Below are 17,483 nucleotides of genomic sequence, written 5' to 3' on the forward strand. Positions count from 1 at the left end.
CTATCGTCCCTCATTCCTGTGCTTGTCACAGGAATCCAGCCAGCCCAAGTCTTTGGGCTGAGAAGAGTCTTTTCGCCGTGCAGACGCACGACGACTGGATTCCTGTGACAAGCACAGGAATGAGGAGGTTAGGGGCGCGACATGCGTAAAGTCGTCTGGTCCTGATAGCAATGTCCTCCGGCGCTTCCGCCGAAGGACAGCGTTGATTGATCAATCAATCAATAAACAACCACGCCCCGGATGCTCTCGCCGGAATGCATCATCTCAAAGCCTCTGTTGATGTCTTCAAGCGGCATGGTGTGGGTGATCATTGGGTCGATCTGGATTTTGCCATCCATGTACCAGTCAACGATCTTTGGAACATCCGTGCGGCCGCGTGCGCCACCGAAGGCGGTGCCCATCCAGTTGCGTCCCGTGACGAGTTGGAACGGACGGGTGGAGATTTCCTGACCGGCACCGGCCACGCCGATGACGACTGACTTGCCCCAGCCACGATGTGAGGATTCCAGCGCCTGACGCATGACCTTGGTGTTGCCTGTGCAATCGAATGTGTAGTCCGCACCGCCGATGGTGTCGCCGTTACGCTTGGTCAGATTGACGAGGTAAGGCACGATGTCATCGCCGACTTCCTTCGGATTGACGAAGTGCGTCATGCCGAATTTTTCGCCCCAGGCCTTGCGGTCATTGTTGATATCGACGCCGATAATCATGTCGGCACCGGCAAGGCGAAGGCCCTGCAATACGTTGAGGCCGATACCGCCCAGACCGAAGACGATTGCCGTTGAGCCAATTTCAACCTTGGCCGTATTGATGACGGCACCGATGCCCGTCGTCACGCCGCAGCCGATATAGCAAATCTTGTCGAATGGAGCATCCGGGTTGACTTTGGCCAGTGCAATTTCCGGCAGGACCGTGAAATTGGCGAATGTCGAGCAGCCCATGTAGTGGAAGATTTTGTCTTTGCCGATGGAAAAGCGCGAAGTGCCATCCGGCATCAGGCCTTGGCCCTGGGTGGCGCGGATAGAGGTGCACAGGTTGGTTTTGCGGCTGAGGCAGGAATAGCACTCACGGCACTCCGGCGTGTAAAGCGGAATGACGTGGTCGCCCTTTTTCAGCGATGTGACACCCGGACCGACATCAACCACGATCCCTGCGCCCTCATGGCCCAGGATGGCTGGAAACAGGCCCTCTGGATCTGCGCCGGACAACGTAAAATCGTCTGTGTGGCAGATGCCGGTCGCCTTGACCTCGATCAGCACTTCGCCAAAGCGTGGACCGTCCAGCTGAACCGTCATGATTTCCAGTGGCTTGCCTGCCTGAACAGCGACTGCGGCGCGAACGTCCATTTTCGTCTCCATGATTGTATGCATATAAGTCGAGAAGACTTTTGCCCGACCTCAACGGCTGGAACAAGGGCAAGAGCCCATATTCGTCAAACTTCTGCGACCTCGGTGATCGTCTTGTTTGCAGCCCGGCGCTCGCGCCAGATAATGAAAAGGCCGGACGCGACGATGATGACGATGCCGAGCCATTTCGACGCGGTTGGGAAGTCTGAAAACAGGACGTAACCGAGAACCGTCGCGGAAATGATTTCGAAATACTGAAAAGGCGCCAGCAGCGACACCGGCGCAAGACGAAAGGCCTTTACGACGAGAAGGTGCATGTAACCGGATATCGAGCCGAGCAGAACCAGAAGCGCCAGGCCATGGCCCCAGCCGGGCAGCGACATTTCGAAGTTCACATCGCCCAGTCCATGACCAAGCAACAGCGCTACGCCCATGAACACCGTACCGGCAATGCCCGCCATGGTCTGCATGACCAGCGGACTGTCCGCATCGCCCATCGCGCGATTGAGGAAGAGGTAGAGCGTGAAGAGAAAAGCGCAGGCGACCGGCAAAAGTGACGTCCATCCAAAGACCTCGAAGCTCGGTTGAATGACGATCATCGCGCCGATGAAACCCACGGCAATTGCTGACCAGCGCATCCAGCCGACTTTCTCGCCCAGAAACAGCGCCGACATCATTGTCAGCAAAAAGGGTTCGACGAAATAGATCGCAAACACGTCCGCCAGCGGCATGTATTTGACCGCGGCAAAGAAGGCCAGGCTCGCCGCCGCATGCAAGACGCCACGGAGCAGATTGAGCCATGGTCTCTTGGCGGAGAGAAGTGCGCGAGGCGACATGATCAGCAGCAGGGGCAGGGTGCAGACGAGCTGGAAGAAGAAGCGGTAGAACGTCACCTGCGCGGGCGACATGCCCTGACTGACGGCCATGTATTTGGCAATGGCATCCATAACCGGCAGCACGATCATGCAGCCCGCCATGATCAGCATGCCCTTTAATGCCGTTGCGCTTGTTGCCGACGCGGTCATTCGATCACCCTTTGTTCCCGTCAGCGACGTTGATCAGAGTCGCGAAGCAATTACAACGCTTAGGGACTGCAAAAACCGACGGCCCGCCGAGGGTATCGGCAGGCCGTCAGGCAGTTCCCAGATGAGGCCGTAGCGGCGAGGATTATTTGTCGCGGGTGACGGCCATCTCACCGAAAATGCGCGCCATTTCCTTCTGGACGTCCTGGTCGGTCGATGTACCCGGTGCTGGTGGGGAAACGGGTTCTGTAAACTCCCGCTGCTGTCTTGGCTCGAGGCTGACATCAGGTGCTTCCGCAGCATTGTTCTTGGCGATTTCCGCTTCGAGGAAGCTTTCGAAATCGCTCGTCAACTGATCGCCAAAGACCGCACCGCTTTCGCCGGGTGCCAGAGGTTCCGGTTTTGCGATATTAGCGGTGGCGGTCAGCGGGGTGGCGGTGCGGAACGTCGGCAACACGCGCTCCCGCGCTGCATCGAGGAAATCGACCGCGTTGTGTTGATCGATGACAGGTTCAGGCGCAGCTACGGGTGGCGGCGTCACAACGACGGGCGGCGGTGCTGCCTGCTGAACGACGACAGGTTCGGGCGTGCTTGGTTTTGCGACCGGTTCTTGTTGTAGGGAGGCGGCTGTCACGGCAGGAACGACGGCGGCAGTCAGAGGTGGGGAAATGGGCTCTCTGGCGACCGGCTTTGGAGCAGGCGCGGCCTCTGGCACAGGCTGCGATGCCGGCTGAACGGGGCGCGGAGCGGGAGGAGCTGGTGGTGCAGCAACAATGGGAGGAGCGGTAGGCTTTGGCGGAGCTGCGGCGATTGGCCGAGGTGGCGCAACGCTCGGCGCAGGTTTTGGCTCTGGCCTAGGCTGAGCGACCGGTGCGGTTGCTGCGGCCGGAGCTGGAGCAGCTGTGGCGATGGGTGCTGTTGCACGAATGTCTTCGTCTTTCGCAGACGTCAAAGCTCTTGGGCGGTTCGAAGCGATGGATTTTTCCTGGGGTGGTGCCTGCAGTAGGTCGTCCTGCGGATCGCGCACGTCTCTCATGATCGGAATGGCGCCGATTCCACTTTCGATAACGATGTCGGTTGGGCCGCCAATCATGACGAGGTGTTCGACATTATCGCGACGCACGAGAACCAGCCTGCGGCGGGCATCGACGGCCGTGGCGTCCAGCACTTGCAAACGGGGTTGACGGTTCTTGCCGCCGCGAATGAAGGGAGAAGAACCACCGCGTCTGCGAATGAGCCACATGATGATGGCCATTGCCAGAAGTGCCACGCCGACACCGACGACAGCAACAATCAGGTTGTTGCCATAAGTGCCGATAAATTCTTCCATCATTGAGCCAGTCCCTTTGGTCTTTTGGAGGGCAAATGATTGCCGTACCTGATTTTTTCAAGCGGTTTGAAGCGAAAAGACGATTTTTTTGCGCTGAGCACAAGTTTTTATCAGCATCCCGTCATGAAAATGCTGCCGTGTTGGTCAGGTGGGCGTCTTTCGGCGTGGCAAAGCGGCCACGCAGAGACCGATATCGCATGAAATCAGCCGTATTCGTTGTGTATTGGCAAAGGTTTATGGTGCGGCGGAGCTTTTTGACATTTCGGCAAATTGCTACAAGGGATAGACAAAAGCGATTCCGTTCGGAGTATTTGTCTTCGAATGTCCATGGGTCGGCAAAATTGCAAGGGTTAGAGCCTCTATGACCAAGGTGAGCCAAGCCAGCGACAATGACTTCCCGTTGGTGGACAGGCGGGCAAGATCCGGCACCCTTCTGCGCATTTTGCTATTGGCACTCGTTCTCGTCGCAGCAGCCGTCGCTTTCGTCTATTTCAAGGATTCGCTGGAAAACGAGGTCGTCCTCGGCATTCTCGGCGTTCTGGCCATGCTCGGCATCTTTTTTCTGGTGTCGTCGGCCATCGGCTTCATCGAGGTCATGCCACAATCTCAATCCGATGGCATGGCGCGGCAGTTTCTGTCGTCCCATCCGGATGGAACGCTGATCACCGATCCGAAGGGTCGGTTGGTCTATGCCAACGCGACCTATTGCCAGATGACGGGTGCGACGAAGGCAACCGAAATTCAGAGCCTGGAAGCATTGCTCTCCCGCGATCGGGAATCGACCGAGGCGCTCTACAGGCTGATCAACGCACTTCGCGAGGGCAAGGACGGTTACGAAGAGTTTCGTCTTCTGAAGCCATTGAGCGAAACCACTTCGCAGTCCGGTCCGCATTGGTATCGCCTGAAGGCAAGGCTGCTGAAGGATGCCAGCGGCAACGATCTTCATGTTTTCCAGATCGCCGACATCACCACGGAGCGTGAAGATCAGGAACGGTTTTTCCGCGAGTTGCAGAACGCCATCGACTATCTCGATCACGCCCCTGCTGGCTTCTTCTCCGCGGGCAAGAGAGGCGAAATCGTCTATCTCAACGCCACGCTCTCGCAATGGCTAGGGATAGATCTTGCGCAGTTCTCTCCCGGTTCGTTGACGGTTTCGGATATCGTGGCGGGTGAGGGCATGGCGCTGATCGAGTCAGTCCAGCCGCATGCGGGCACCAACCGCACCGAAATGCTCGATCTCGATATGCGCCGGGTGAACGGTCAGAGCATGCCAGCTAGGCTGGTGCATCAGGTTACCGCGACACGGGACGGTGCACCGGGCGAAAGCCGCACGATCGTGCTTATGCGCTCCAAGGGCAAGGAAAACGCCGAGTCGGCATCTGCCATGCGCTTCACGCGCTTCTTCAACAATACGCCGATGGCGATTGCCTCGCTGGATGGCGATGGTCGCATTCTGCGCACCAACGCGCCGTTCCTGAAGCTCTTCTCCGGCGTTGTCGGGCGTGACGATATCGACAATGGTGTCGTTCTCGATGCGGTTCTGCTGGATAATGACAAGCCGAAGCTGTTGCAGGCCATCGACGCGGCCAAGGACCGTCAGGGCGATATCGCGCCATTCGATTCGCGCCACCCAACCGACGAGACGCGGCATTTCCGTTTCTACGTCCATGCGGTCATCGATCAGGACGATGAGGCGCCGGAAGAGGTTGCCATCGTCTATGCCATCGAAGTGACCGAGCAGAAAGCGCTCGAAACGCAAATGGCGCAGACGCAGAAAATGAATGCGGTCGGCACATTGGCGGGCGGTATCGCGCATGACTTCAACAACGTGCTGACGGCGATTCTGCTTTCATCCGACCATCTTCTGTTGCAGGCGCGACCTGCCGATGCCAGCTTTGCCGATCTGATGGAAATCAAGCGCAATGCCAACCGTGCAGCCGTTCTCGTGCGGCAGCTTCTGGCGTTCTCCCGCAAGCAGACCATGCGTCCGGCGGTGCTGAACCTGACCGACGTCATTGGCGATCTGCGCATGCTGGTCGACCGGTTGATATCGGGCACCAACGTCAAATTGGAAGTGGATTACGGCCGCGATCTCTGGCCTGTCAAAACAGACCTTTCGCAGTTCGAGCAGGTTCTGATCAACCTTTGCGTCAATGCGCGCGATGCGATGCCTACAGGCGGCAAGATCAAGATCATCACCCGCAATATGTCCGTGGACGATGTCGTCGCGCTTGGACGCTCGGATATTCCAGCCGAAGACCTTGTCATGATCGAGGTTGCGGATACCGGCACGGGTATTCCACCCGAAATCATGGACAAGATTTTCGAGCCCTTCTTTACGACGAAGGAAGTCGGCAAGGGCACGGGTCTTGGTCTTTCCATGGTCTACGGCATCGTCAAGCAGTCCGGCGGTTACATCTACCCGGATTCGGAAGTGGGAAGAGGAACGGCGTTCCGTATCTTCCTGCCGCGCCACATCATAGAAGTGGTAGCGCCACTTGAAGGCGAAGCGGCTCAGGCTGCCGCGGATGCTGCGGCTAAGGCCTTGGTCAAGGAAGAGCCGCAGGACCTTACGGGGAATTCAGCCGTCGTTCTTCTTGTGGAAGATGAAGAGGCGGTGCGACGCGGCGGCAAGCGCATGCTGGAAACGCGTGGTTATACGGTTCACGAGGCTGGTTCCGGCACCGAAGCACTGGAAGTGCTGGAGGAGCTCGAGGGTAAAGTCGACATCGTCGTTTCGGATGTCGTCATGCCGGAAATGGATGGGCCTTCCTTGTTGCGCGAGTTGCGCAAAACCTACCCCGACATGAAGTTCATTTTTGTGTCCGGTTATGCCGAAGACGCTTTCGCGAAGAACCTTCCGGCCGATGCAAAGTTCGGCTTTTTGCCAAAACCGTTTTCGCTGAAGCAACTGGCCGTGGCGGTACGCGAGATGCTGGATAGTGAAAATTGACAGGCATAGCCTGTCACAATACTCTTTCCGCTGGAGCGCCAAGCTGACTTGGTCGTTCGCCCGGCCATCCTGTCCCTAACGGATGGCCATTTCTTTTGATGCAGAGGCTTAAAATTCACGAGGACCTTCTCATCAGACTGCAGAAAACGAACACGGTGGAAGAGGTCGGCCTGATGCTGACTGAAATCCAGCAGTTGTTTGGATTTCAGTATTACTGCGTGTTCGATACATCGCGTCTGGACGAAGGGGAGCCTATCTCGTTTCTTTTTCCATCGAATGTTCCAGCAGCCGTTTCCTATAAAATAGAAGACCGCCTGACGAATTTCGTCGCCCAGCTTTCGCAGCATTTGCCAGGAACTTTGGGGCCGATGCCATGGGATATAATACAGAAGCAAGCCATAGGCGAAATTACTGCAGAAACCGCAGAGATGTTTCGTGCTACCGGCATAACGATGGGAATTAGCTTTCCTGCGCTCGGTATTTCATCCTGGCCGCGCCTCATCGGTTTTTTAGGAGATCGCGCGTGTGTCGATATCGATGAGCTCGAGCAATTGAACGTGCTGGTGTTTCACCTGCATGTCCGCCTGGCGATCATCGGTCGTGCGAAAACTGAAGCGAGACAACCTCTTTCCGGCCTTGAGAAGCAGGTGCTTTTTCTTGCCGTAGACGGTGATGGTTTCGATGTCATCGCAGAAAAAATAGGTCTTTCCAGTATTACGATAAGTTATCTGGTTTCTTCGATTTGCAGCAAGATGGAGGTTGCGACCTTTGAACATGCCGTTGCGGTCACGCTGAGGCGAGGATTGGCGCGTTAGGAGGGCTTGCGCAAATCCCTTTGGGTCACGCTTCTCTTCACACTTTCATTGCGAGTGAACGTATTAGTGATTGCAGTGCGGTGCGGGGGGCTTAAAATCACTCTGTAACGACCTAAATAAAGGTTAGCGAAATTCTGGCTCGCCGTCGAAAAACTAGTGCGAGTTTGATCTGGAGAATGATGAAAGATGATCGCGACGTCGATCTACATGCAAGGCGATAGCGAAGGGGAAGATGGCGGCACAAACCGCGGAACTTCCGTTATCACCCGCACAAAACCAAAAACGAAAAAGCCTAATCTTTACCGTGTTCTTTTGCTGAACGACGATTATACTCCCATGGAGTTCGTTATTCACATTCTGGAGCGTTTCTTCCAGAAGGACAGGGAAGGAGCGACCCGCATCATGTTGCATGTGCATCAGCACGGCGTCGGTGAATGCGGCATATTCACATATGAGGTCGCAGAGACAAAAGTAAGTCAGGTCATGGATTTCGCCCGACAGCACCAGCACCCGCTACAGTGCGTCATGGAAAAGAAATGAGGATCGCAACGTGCCAACTTTTTCCCCAAGTCTAGAGAAGGCGCTGCATCAGGCATTGACCTTCGCAAATGAGCGTCATCACGAATATGCGACGCTTGAGCATCTGTTGCTGGCCTTGATAGACGACGCAGACGCTGCCGCCGTTATGGGTGCCTGCAACGTCGATATCGACGCGCTCCGCAAGACCGTCGTCGATTATGTGGACAGTGAACTCTCTAATCTCGTCACAGGTTACGACGAGGACTCAAAACCAACCTCCGGTTTCCAACGCGTTATCCAGAGAGCCGTCATCCACGTTCAATCGTCGGGACGCGAAGAGGTCACCGGTGCCAACGTGCTCGTCGCGATTTTTGCCGAGCGCGAGAGCCACGCCGCCTATTTCCTTCAGGAACAGGAAATGACCCGCTACGACGCGGTCAACTACATCTCCCACGGCATCGGCAAACGTCCCGGGACATCGCAGACCCGCACGCCGCGTGGCGCGGAAGAAAACGAAAACGAAGCCAAGCCGGCCCGTAACACCGGTTCCGAAGAAGATAGTGCTGGACCCAAAAAACAGCAGGATGCGCTGAAGGCCTATTGCGTCAATCTCAACGACAAGGCGCGTGGCGGTAAGATCGATCCGCTGATCGGCCGTCATGCCGAGGTGAACCGCACCATTCAGATTCTGTGCCGTCGCTCCAAGAACAACCCGCTTTACGTCGGTGACCCAGGCGTCGGTAAAACGGCGATTGCCGAAGGCTTGGCCAAACGAATCGTTGAAGGTAAAGTGCCGGAAGCGTTGAAGAACGATACGATCTTCTCGCTGGATATGGGCACATTGCTGGCCGGTACCCGGTACCGCGGTGACTTCGAAGAGCGTTTGAAGCAGGTCGTCAAGGAACTCGAAGAGTTTCCCGGTGCTGTTCTGTTCATCGATGAAATCCATACCGTCATCGGTGCGGGGGCGACGTCTGGTGGTGCTATGGATGCGTCCAACCTGCTGAAGCCTGCTCTCTCCTCCGGTGCGATCCGTTGCATCGGCTCGACCACCTACAAGGAATATCGCCAGTTCTTCGAGAAGGATCGGGCGCTTGTCCGTCGTTTCCAGAAGATCGACGTCAACGAGCCGTCTATCGAAGATGCTATCGAAATCATGAAGGGCCTGAAGCCCTATTTCGAGAGCTATCACCACCTGCGTTATTCCAACGAAGCCATCAAGGCTGCGGTGGAGCTTTCGGCCCGTTACATCTCTGACCGCAAGCTGCCAGATAAGGCAATCGACGTCATCGATGAGACGGGTGCGGCACAGATGCTGCTGCCACCATCCAAGCGTCGCAAGCTGATCACCGAAAAGGAGATCGAAGTAACTATCGCGACGATGGCGCGTATTCCGGCCAAGACAGTATCGAAGGATGACGAGATGGTTCTCGCCAATCTGGAAAAAGAACTGCGCTCGGTGGTTTACGGTCAGGATATCGCCATCGAGGCGCTGTCCACCGCGATCAAGCTTGCCCGTGCCGGTCTGCGCGAGCCCAACAAGCCGATTGGCTCCTACGTCTTCTCCGGCCCGACCGGCGTCGGCAAGACGGAAGTTGCCAAGCAGCTTGCCGCCTCTCTCGGCGTGGAAATGCTGCGCTTCGATATGTCGGAATATATGGAGCGGCACACCGTATCGCGCCTGCTCGGTGCACCTCCCGGCTATGTCGGCTTCGACCAGGGTGGACTTTTGACCGATGGCGTGGATCAGCATCCGCACTCCGTCGTGTTGCTGGACGAAATCGAGAAAGCGCATCCGGATATCTACAACATTCTGTTGCAGGTCATGGATCACGGTTCGCTGACGGACCACAACGGCAAGAAGATCGACTTCCGCAACGTCATTCTCATCATGACGACGAATGCGGGCGCGTCGGAAATGGCCAAATCCGCCATCGGGTTCGGTTCTTCCAAGCGTACTGGTGAGGATGAAGAAGCACTCAACCGCTTGTTCACCCCGGAATTCCGCAACCGTCTGGATGCGATCATTCCGTTCTCGCCGCTGCCGACTGCCGTTATCCACAAGGTGGTTCAGAAGTTCGTCATGCAGTTGGAAACGCAGCTTTCCGAACGCAATGTCACTTTCGACCTGCATGAGGATGCCATCGCCTGGCTGGCAGAGAAGGGCTATGACGAGAAAATGGGCGCGCGTCCGCTCGGCCGCGTCATTCAGGAATACATAAAGAAGCCCCTTGCCAACGAGATTCTCTTTGGGAAGCTCAAGAAGGGTGGTGTCGTCAGCGTTGCCATGGGCAAGAACGATGATGGGTCTGAAGGTCTGAAGCTGAATGTTCTGTCGGAAACGGCACCCGTGAAGCCGAAGCCGGAAGCCGAGCTGAAGGCTGCCAAATCTCTTGGCAAAGCCAAGAGCAAGGCAAAAGCCACAAAGGCGGAACCGGAAGCAGAAGCAGAGACCGTCGTAGCGGAAACCGATAAGGTGGACGAGAACGCCAAGCCGCGTCGCAAGGCCAACACGGTGCCCAAGGTTCCTAAAAAGAAGTGATATGACTTTCAATTAACGATAAGTGCCGGGTTTGCGCCCGGCATTTTCTATGTCGATACCGGAAGCAGACATGCCCTTAGAAAGCGAAGCAGAACCTCTTTATCTTTGGTTTATCCGAGGAATGAAGGGGATTTTTTCGCTCCCCTCTCTCATCCTCATGACATCATTCGTGGGTTTCAGTGCCTTTGCACTTGAATCGGGCGTGACTCGAGGTGAAGCTGTTTTCATGACGCTGACGATCTGGGCGCTACCGGCGAAAATGATCCTGATTGGTGCCATGACCAGCGGCGCGGGGCTGGCGACCTGCTTTCTGGTGGTGACGTTGTCATCCATCCGCATGATGCCGATGGTGGCGTCCATCGTGCCGGAAATGCGCACCGCAAAGACGCCGACATGGCTGTTGCTGTTCCTCTCCCATTTTGTCGCCATTACCGCATGGGTCTTTGCCACACAGAACCTGAGCAAGGTGCCGCGTGAGGCGAGGGTGGCCTGGTTTGCAGGCTTCGGCATGACGCTGACACTCATCAATGCGCTGATCGTTGCTGTCTGCTACGGCGTGGTTGCCGCTTTTCCGCCAGTCGTCGCCGGTGTTCTCTTCTTTTTGACGCCGGTCTATTTCGTGTCGTCCATCTGGGCGTCTGCACGACATTCGGTCGTCAAGGTCGCATTTGTGATCGGAGTGATTGGCGGTCCGTTATTCGCCGTCATCGAGCCGGAATTCGATATTCTCTACGCCGGTATCGGCGGCGGAACGCTGGCTTATCTCATCGACCGTTTCTGGTTCCGCCGCAAAATCGAACCTGCAACGGCGGAGGGTGAGCCATGATAACCGACGCGTGGTGGGCACCTTATCTCTTCATCGCCATCGCAGGCTGGATCGCCACGGACCTCTGGCGCTGGCTGGGCGTACTCGCTGGCAACCGGCTGAAAGAGGGTTCGGAAACACTCAACTGGGTGAGGGCAGTCGCGACCGCTCTCGTCATGGCGGTGACGGCAAAGCTGATCGTTTTCCCCACGGGAACGCTGGAGCACACTCCGCTGTGGCTGCGTATTGGCGCTGCGGGGATTGGTTTTGCGGTCTTTCTGATGGCTGGGCAACGCATTCTTGTCGGTGTCGTCGTGCCATTGCTGTTGTTGACGCTCGGCTTGGTGGCTCTGGATTTACGATAAGGCCACAGCCGCATTTACGCGAATTTCAGGCTTTGGTTCTAAAACTCACCGTAATGGAGATGCCCATGCGGTGGTTGCCGGCTGAACGTTTTTTTGCTTCCCTCATTGCTGGAATTGCGGTGCTGGATATCGCGCTCCTGCTCGTAAAGAGCGTGGCGGTGGATTGGTTTGGCTACGCGCTTCCAGCTTGTGTCGGCCTGGCACTTATTGCTGGCGGTCAATATTATCGGGTCTTACGGGGAGAGGAACGCATCGCACTCGCACTGGGTGCCTCGGGTCTGTTTATCATCTTTACGTTGGTCGCTTCCGTCTTCAATTACCTTTTGCTGCCAATCCGCTCATTACCCTTCGATTCCATGCTCGTGCAAATTGATGCGGCGCTGGGTTATAGCTGGCCTGACGCTGTGACGTTGGCATCGCAGTGGCCTGTCGTTTCGAAGACACTCTTTTTGGTGTATTTCAGCTCGCTTCCGCAGCTTGTGTTCGTTGTTTTGCTTCTTGGCTTTTCCGGCAAGGCAAAGGCATTGTGGCATTTTCTTTTGACAGGCGTCATCGGTGTATCGGGGTGCATCGCGATTTGGACGCTCTTTCCAACATTTGGACCGTCGACACTCTATGCGATCTCGCCTGACATCTTGTCCAAGATCGACTTGGGAGTGACGCCGCAATATGGCGAAGAACTGCTGCGCCTCGGCCGCGACGGACCGAGTTACATCTCACCCGCGAACGTACTCGGCCTGATCGGCTTCCCATCATTCCATACGGTCATGGCGTGTATGGCCGTCGTGTTCATGGCAAGGTTCAAATGGATTTTTCCATTCGTAGCCTTGGTCAACATCGCCATGGTGCCGGCCATTCTCGTGCATGGTGGCCATCACCTCAGCGATGTTTTTGGCGGTATCGTCATGTTCGTGGTCGCTTATCTGCTTGCTGGAAAACTGCTGTCACGGCTGTCCGCTTCAGAAGCCAACAACCCTCTCAACATCAAGCAAGAACCGCTTTAATCTTCTCAGCCTGCGCCTTCAACAATGCCACATCAGCCATGGCGCCGCTGTGAGGCTTCATCTGCTCGCCTTCTTTGCGCGGGACGATATGGAAATGCAGGTGGAACACCGTCTGGCCTGCGGCAGGTTCGTTGAACTGCGCGACGTAAACGCCGTCGGCGTCGAACGCCTCTTTCGCTGCAACGGCAATTCTCTGAACCACGGCGATCGTTTTTGCCAAGATCTTGGGATCGGCATCCAGAATGTTGCGTGAGCCAGTCTTTGGGATGACCAGTACATGGCCGGGCGCTTGCGGCATTACATCCATGAAGGCCAATGTATCGTCGTCCTCGTAGACCTTCACGCAAGGGATTTCGTTGCGCAGGATGTTGGCGAAGATATTGTTGGTGTCGTAGGTCATGGATTGTTCCTCGTGTCTGCTCGACTATTCGTCGGTTTCCTGCCGGTCGCCCTTACGGAACGGGCTGTGTTCATCGAGATAGTCGCCGATCTCCTGCACTTCGCTCTTTTCGCGCTCCAGATAGTCGGCAATGGCTCTGCGCAGGCTTGGATGGGTGATGAAGTGGGCCGATTGGGTGGTCACCGGCGTGTATCCGCGCGCCAGCTTATGCTCACCCTGTGCCCCGGCCTCGACGCGTTTCAGTCCCTTGGACAGCGCGAAGTCGATGGCCTGGTGGTAACAAACCTCGAAATGCAGAAAGGGATGATCCTCGATGCAACCCCAGTGCCGGCCATAAAGAGCGTCACCGCCGATGAAGTTGATGGCACCGGCAATATACCGGCCTTCACGCTTGGCCATGACCAGCAGAATATCGTCAGCCATGCGCTGGCCGATCAGCGAATAGAATTCGCGGGTGAGATACGGACGGCCCCATTTGCGGCTGCCGGTATCCATATAGAAGGCGTAGAACTGATCCCAAACGTCTTCGGTCAGATCGCTGCCGGTCAGCCAGTCGATTTCGATGCCGGTTTCCAGCGCGGAACGGCGCTCTTTTTTCAGGCTCTTACGTTTGCGCGATGACAACGCATCCAGAAAATCCGCGTGGTCGCGGTAGCCATTGTTGATGAAGTGGAATTGCTGATCCGTGCGGGTCAGGAACCCCTCATCCTCTAGCGCACTGACATCATCCTCCGGCGCGAAGGTGACATGCGCGGATGATACGCCCAGACGTTCCGTGACCTGCCTCAATCCGGACGCCAGAACCTGTTTGAAGGCAGCGCTGTCGATGCCATTCGTCAGCAGCCGTGGCCCGGTTGCGGGCGTAAAAGGCACGGAACATTGCAGCTTGGGGTAATAGTTTCCACCCGCCCGCTCCAGCGCATCTGCCCAACCCTGATCGAAAACATATTCGCCGCGACTGTGGCTCTTCAAATAGGCCGGTATTGCGCCGGACAGCGTACCATCGCCCTTCTCCAAAAGCAGATGATGACCGCGCCAGCCAGTCTTGGAGGTCGCCGATCCTGACTCCTCCATGGATAGCAGATATGCATGCGATATGAAGGGGTTGTAGTCTTCCGTTCGCGTAGATTTCGACGTGCCGGAAAGCCTGTTCCAGCTTTCCGGGTCAATATCCCTAAAGGACTGCTCTACGCGAATGGAATATTCTTCGCTCATGCGCTGGTTGGAACGCTTTCTTTCGGGTCAAAACCCTCAAACGTTATCTGGTCAGCATATTTATAGGATGTCTCGCGACCATTTTCATCCCTTACCGTCCAGGTAATGATGGGAAGCCCAAGTTTTTTTTGCGCCTCGATAAAGCTGTTTGGCAAATGTGCCCAGGCATAGGAGATAAAATCGAGGCCGATCTGCATGGCTTCGTCATGCTTGAAGAAGTTTTCCGGTTTGGCACCTTCCGCCGTCAAGCCGAGAGGCCAGGGCGAGCCGGCGGCTTTCAGGTCTTTCAGCAAGTGATGATCGAAGCTCATGAGCGCAACATGGCCCTCATAACCTTCCAGCATTTCCAGAACGGTTTCTGCAAACCCGTCATCGATGCCGGCGGCTTCGCGACCCTTCAGTTCCAGAACGAGCGGGACCTTGCCAGCGCAGAGTTTCAAAAGCTGCTTGAGCGTCGGTACCTTGTCCTTCGTCTGGCCAACAGACAAAAGGCCGAGTTCGCCGGATGTGCGTTCCCGCACGTCGCCCTTTATGCCTGTCAACCGCGTCATCTCGTCGTCGTGGAAGACGACGGGTACACTATCGGAGGCCAGTTGAAGGTCGCATTCGATGGCGAAACCGGCTTCGATGGCACGGGAAAATGCGGTCAGCGTATTTTCCCACACCAGCTTGTTCTGGTCATGATAGCCGCGATGGGCGATTGGCGTTTCCGTCAACCATGAGAGCTTCAAAGTCATACGTCGATTTCCAAGATGGCGTCGATTTCAACTGCGGCATTGAAGGGCAGGGAGGCCATGCCGACGGCTGCACGCGCGTGTTTACCAGCATCGCCAAATACATTGGCGATGAGGTTCGAGGCACCGTTGATGACGAGGTGCTGCTCGGTGAACTCAGGGACGGACGCAACAAAGCCATTGAGCTTCAAAACGCGACGTACTTTGGACAGATCGCCATTGAGGGCTGCCTTTATCTGTGCGAGAATGTTGATGGCGCACAGTTCAGCCGCGCGTTGGGCGGTTGGTACGTCGACATCGCGACCCACATGGCCCGTGACCGCAACCTTGCCGGATTCCATCGGCAATTGGCCTGAAATATAGAGCAGATTACCGCTGATAGTGAATGGGACGTAGTTTGCAGCGGGTGCTGCGGCAACAGGCAGGGTGTAGCCAAGGTCCTTGAGGCGAGCTTCGATGGCATCCGACATTTTCGTCTCCGCTTTTGTTGTAAATCTTTCAAAAATCCGGCAGACAGATCATGATGTCCAAAAGCCGGGCGATTGCTTGTACAATATGAGCAGTGAGTCCAACAGGAGATATTGAATGTTTGTTAGGAACCTCGCAGTTGCTTTTGCTTCCGGTGCTTTTATCGTGGCTCCTGAGGTCGCAAGTGCCGTGCCTGCCAATATTCCGAACCTGATTTCCCACCGCGCCGTGTATGACCTGGAGTTGAAGGACGCATCAGACCGTTCCGGCATCGAGGGCATGACGGGCAGAATGGTGTACGAGTTCACCGGGTCTTCCTGCAAAGGCTACAAGACGGATTTCCGCTTCGTCACGCAGATCAATACCGGCGACGCGGTGCGTATGACCGACCAGCAGACGACGACATTCGAAGATGCTGCGTCGAAGACATTCAAGTTCGAGACCAAGTCCTTTACCGATGACAAGCTGGACAAGGAAGTCACGGGCTCAGCTGCCGACGCCAATGGCACCATGAAAATCGATTTGACCAAGCCGGACGCCAGGAAGATCGATCTTGCCGCTGGCGAGTTTCCAACCGAACATATGTTCCAGGTTATCGAAAACGCCAAGCTTGGAAAGCGCATCTTCGAATCGCGGGTGTTCGATGGATCTGACGATGGAGATGAGAGCCTGATCACCTCTACGCTGGTTGGCAAGCAGCAGGTGCCCAAAGACGGCGACGCGGACCCCGATGTCAGCATGGCCGGTGACTTCGCCAAAACGCCCTTCTGGCCGGTCACGATTGCCTATTATAACGACAAGGCAGGCACGGACTCTCTGCCGATCTACCGCATGTCGTTCAAGCTCTATGAAAATGGAATCACCCGTGACCTGACCATGGATTACGGCGATTTCGTTTTGACGGGCAAGCTTGCCAAGCTGGATATTCTTCAGGCGGAAAACTGCGATAACAAGCCAATCCGCTGAAACGCATCGATCTGTTTTCGTAATTTTGTGCATAAAAGCTTGCTTTTCGAAGAATCTGCCTGTATGCGGCACACCATTCCACACGCGAAGCTTGGGATGTTCCGGGAGAAATCCGGTTCGTTCCGCCCGGTGGTGCCATCTTGATGGTGCTGTTTGCTTCGCGGGGGTTCAACCGGAAAAGGATAACTAGGCATGGCATTGCCCGATTTCACTATGCGTCAGCTTCTGGAAGCTGGCGTTCACTTTGGTCACCAGACACATCGCTGGAACCCAAAGATGAAGCCGTACATCTTCGGCGACCGCAGCAACATTCACATCATCGACTTGGCTCAGACAGTTCCTTTGCTGTCGCGCGCCCTTCAGGTCGTGTCTGACACGGTTGCCCGTGGCGGTCGCGTTCTGTTCGTCGGCACGAAGCGTCAGGCTTCGGAAATCATCGCAGACAGCGCAAAGCGCTCCGCTCAGTACTACGTCAACTCGCGTTGGCTCGGCGGCATGATGACCAACTGGAAGACGATTTCGAACTCGATCCAGCGCCTGCGCAAGGTCGACGAAATCCTCAACTCCGACGCATCTGGCTACTCCAAGAAAGAGCGCCTGAACCTTGAGCGCGAACGCGAGAAGCTTGAAAAGGCACTCGGCGGTATCCGCGATATGGGCGGCGTTCCTGACCTGATGTTCATTGTTGACACCAACAAGGAAAAGATCGCGATCGAAGAAGCCAAGCGTCTTGGCATTCCGGTCGTTGCTATCATCGACTCGAACTGCGATCCAGACCAGATCGACTTCCCGATCCCAGGTAACGACGATGCGTCGCGCGCAATCTCGCTCTATTGCGATCTGATTGCCCGTGCAGCCATCGACGGTATCGCACGTCAGCAGGGTTCTTCCGGTCGTGACATCGGCGCTTCTGAAGAAGCTCCGATCGAGCCAGCACTTGAAGAAGCAGCAGCCGAGACAGCTGCCGAATAAAGCTTATAGGCGGCATGGATATGCCGC

The 17,483-nt window shown here is 56.0% G+C and carries 16 protein-coding genes; 9 read left to right on the top strand and 7 right to left on the bottom strand.

Annotated elements, in window-relative coordinates:
- Positions 1–218 precede the first annotated feature (218 nt).
- From CPJ18_RS09595 to CPJ18_RS09605, 3 genes are all read right to left on the bottom strand, one after another.
- The gene (locus CPJ18_RS09595) at positions 219–1,346 is read right to left on the bottom strand and encodes an S-(hydroxymethyl)glutathione dehydrogenase/class III alcohol dehydrogenase (RefSeq protein WP_103657941.1); all 1,128 of its coding nucleotides are present in this window, start codon (positions 1,344–1,346) and stop codon (positions 219–221) included.
- Between the two features lie 86 nt (positions 1,347–1,432).
- Positions 1,433–2,371, bottom strand: coding sequence for a DMT family transporter (locus CPJ18_RS09600; RefSeq protein ID WP_167397865.1), 939 nt, complete (start codon positions 2,369–2,371; stop codon positions 1,433–1,435).
- A 142-nt stretch (positions 2,372–2,513) separates the two neighbouring features.
- Entirely contained in the window at positions 2,514–3,701 is a 1,188-nt protein-coding gene (locus CPJ18_RS09605) for a flagellar biosynthetic protein FliO (protein ID WP_103657844.1), read from the bottom strand.
- A gap of 358 nt (positions 3,702–4,059) precedes the next feature.
- On the opposite strand from CPJ18_RS09605, the gene cckA reads away from it, so the two are divergent.
- The 7 genes from cckA to CPJ18_RS09640 all read left to right on the top strand — a co-directional run bounded on the left by cckA (position 4,060) and on the right by CPJ18_RS09640 (position 12,701).
- The gene (cckA, locus tag CPJ18_RS09610) at positions 4,060–6,651 is read left to right on the top strand and encodes a cell cycle histidine kinase CckA (protein WP_077122678.1); all 2,592 of its coding nucleotides are present in this window, start codon (positions 4,060–4,062) and stop codon (positions 6,649–6,651) included.
- Between the two features lie 173 nt (positions 6,652–6,824).
- On the top strand, positions 6,825–7,466 hold the full coding sequence (locus CPJ18_RS09615) for a helix-turn-helix transcriptional regulator (protein ID WP_167397866.1): 642 nt from the start codon (positions 6,825–6,827) through the stop codon (positions 7,464–7,466).
- A gap of 186 nt (positions 7,467–7,652) precedes the next feature.
- Positions 7,653–8,006: an ATP-dependent Clp protease adapter ClpS gene (gene clpS / locus CPJ18_RS09620; protein WP_077101015.1), complete on the top strand. Its 354-nt coding sequence runs from the start codon at positions 7,653–7,655 to the stop codon at positions 8,004–8,006.
- A gap of 10 nt (positions 8,007–8,016) precedes the next feature.
- Entirely contained in the window at positions 8,017–10,527 is a 2,511-nt protein-coding gene (clpA, locus tag CPJ18_RS09625; RefSeq protein WP_103657846.1) for an ATP-dependent Clp protease ATP-binding subunit ClpA, read from the top strand.
- Positions 10,528–10,597: 70 nt separating this feature from the next.
- Positions 10,598–11,353 (top strand): AzlC family ABC transporter permease, encoded by a 756-nt coding sequence (locus CPJ18_RS09630; protein ID WP_103657942.1) that lies wholly within the window; start codon positions 10,598–10,600, stop codon positions 11,351–11,353.
- Positions 11,350–11,697 (top strand): AzlD domain-containing protein, encoded by a 348-nt coding sequence (locus tag CPJ18_RS09635; protein ID WP_153366743.1) that lies wholly within the window; start codon positions 11,350–11,352, stop codon positions 11,695–11,697. The genes CPJ18_RS09630 and CPJ18_RS09635 overlap by 4 nt, the downstream gene beginning before the upstream one ends.
- 65 nt (positions 11,698–11,762) lie before the next feature.
- On the top strand, positions 11,763–12,701 hold the full coding sequence (locus CPJ18_RS09640) for a phosphatase PAP2 family protein (protein WP_167397867.1): 939 nt from the start codon (positions 11,763–11,765) through the stop codon (positions 12,699–12,701).
- On the opposite strand, the gene CPJ18_RS09645 is transcribed toward CPJ18_RS09640, so the two are convergent.
- The 4 genes from CPJ18_RS09645 to CPJ18_RS09660 are packed head-to-tail and all read right to left on the bottom strand — an operon-like array spanning position 12,682 to position 15,520.
- On the bottom strand, positions 12,682–13,101 hold the full coding sequence (locus tag CPJ18_RS09645) for an HIT family protein (RefSeq protein WP_103657848.1): 420 nt from the start codon (positions 13,099–13,101) through the stop codon (positions 12,682–12,684). The two genes, CPJ18_RS09640 and CPJ18_RS09645, sit on opposite strands and share 20 nt — an antisense overlap.
- 24 nt (positions 13,102–13,125) lie before the next feature.
- Positions 13,126–14,316: a GNAT family N-acetyltransferase gene (locus CPJ18_RS09650; RefSeq protein ID WP_103657849.1), complete on the bottom strand. Its 1,191-nt coding sequence runs from the start codon at positions 14,314–14,316 to the stop codon at positions 13,126–13,128.
- The gene (locus tag CPJ18_RS09655) at positions 14,313–15,053 is read right to left on the bottom strand and encodes a glycerophosphodiester phosphodiesterase family protein (RefSeq protein WP_167397868.1); all 741 of its coding nucleotides are present in this window, start codon (positions 15,051–15,053) and stop codon (positions 14,313–14,315) included. The genes CPJ18_RS09650 and CPJ18_RS09655 overlap by 4 nt, the downstream gene beginning before the upstream one ends.
- Positions 15,050–15,520 (bottom strand): RidA family protein, encoded by a 471-nt coding sequence (locus CPJ18_RS09660; RefSeq protein WP_103657850.1) that lies wholly within the window; start codon positions 15,518–15,520, stop codon positions 15,050–15,052. The genes CPJ18_RS09655 and CPJ18_RS09660 overlap by 4 nt, the downstream gene beginning before the upstream one ends.
- A 115-nt stretch (positions 15,521–15,635) precedes the next feature.
- Between CPJ18_RS09660 and CPJ18_RS09665 the strand changes: the two genes are divergently transcribed.
- On the top strand, positions 15,636–16,484 hold the full coding sequence (locus CPJ18_RS09665; RefSeq protein ID WP_103657851.1) for a cell envelope integrity EipB family protein: 849 nt from the start codon (positions 15,636–15,638) through the stop codon (positions 16,482–16,484).
- Positions 16,485–16,676: 192 nt separating this feature from the next.
- Positions 16,677–17,456 carry a 30S ribosomal protein S2 gene (rpsB, locus tag CPJ18_RS09670; protein WP_067643195.1) on the top strand — a complete coding sequence of 260 codons (780 nt, stop codon included), beginning with the start codon at positions 16,677–16,679 and terminating at the stop codon, positions 17,454–17,456.
- Positions 17,457–17,483: the final 27 nt, after the last annotated feature.

The sequence above is a fragment of the Agrobacterium rosae genome, from assembly GCF_002915175.1.
Classification (GTDB): domain Bacteria; phylum Pseudomonadota; class Alphaproteobacteria; order Rhizobiales; family Rhizobiaceae; genus Agrobacterium; species Agrobacterium rosae.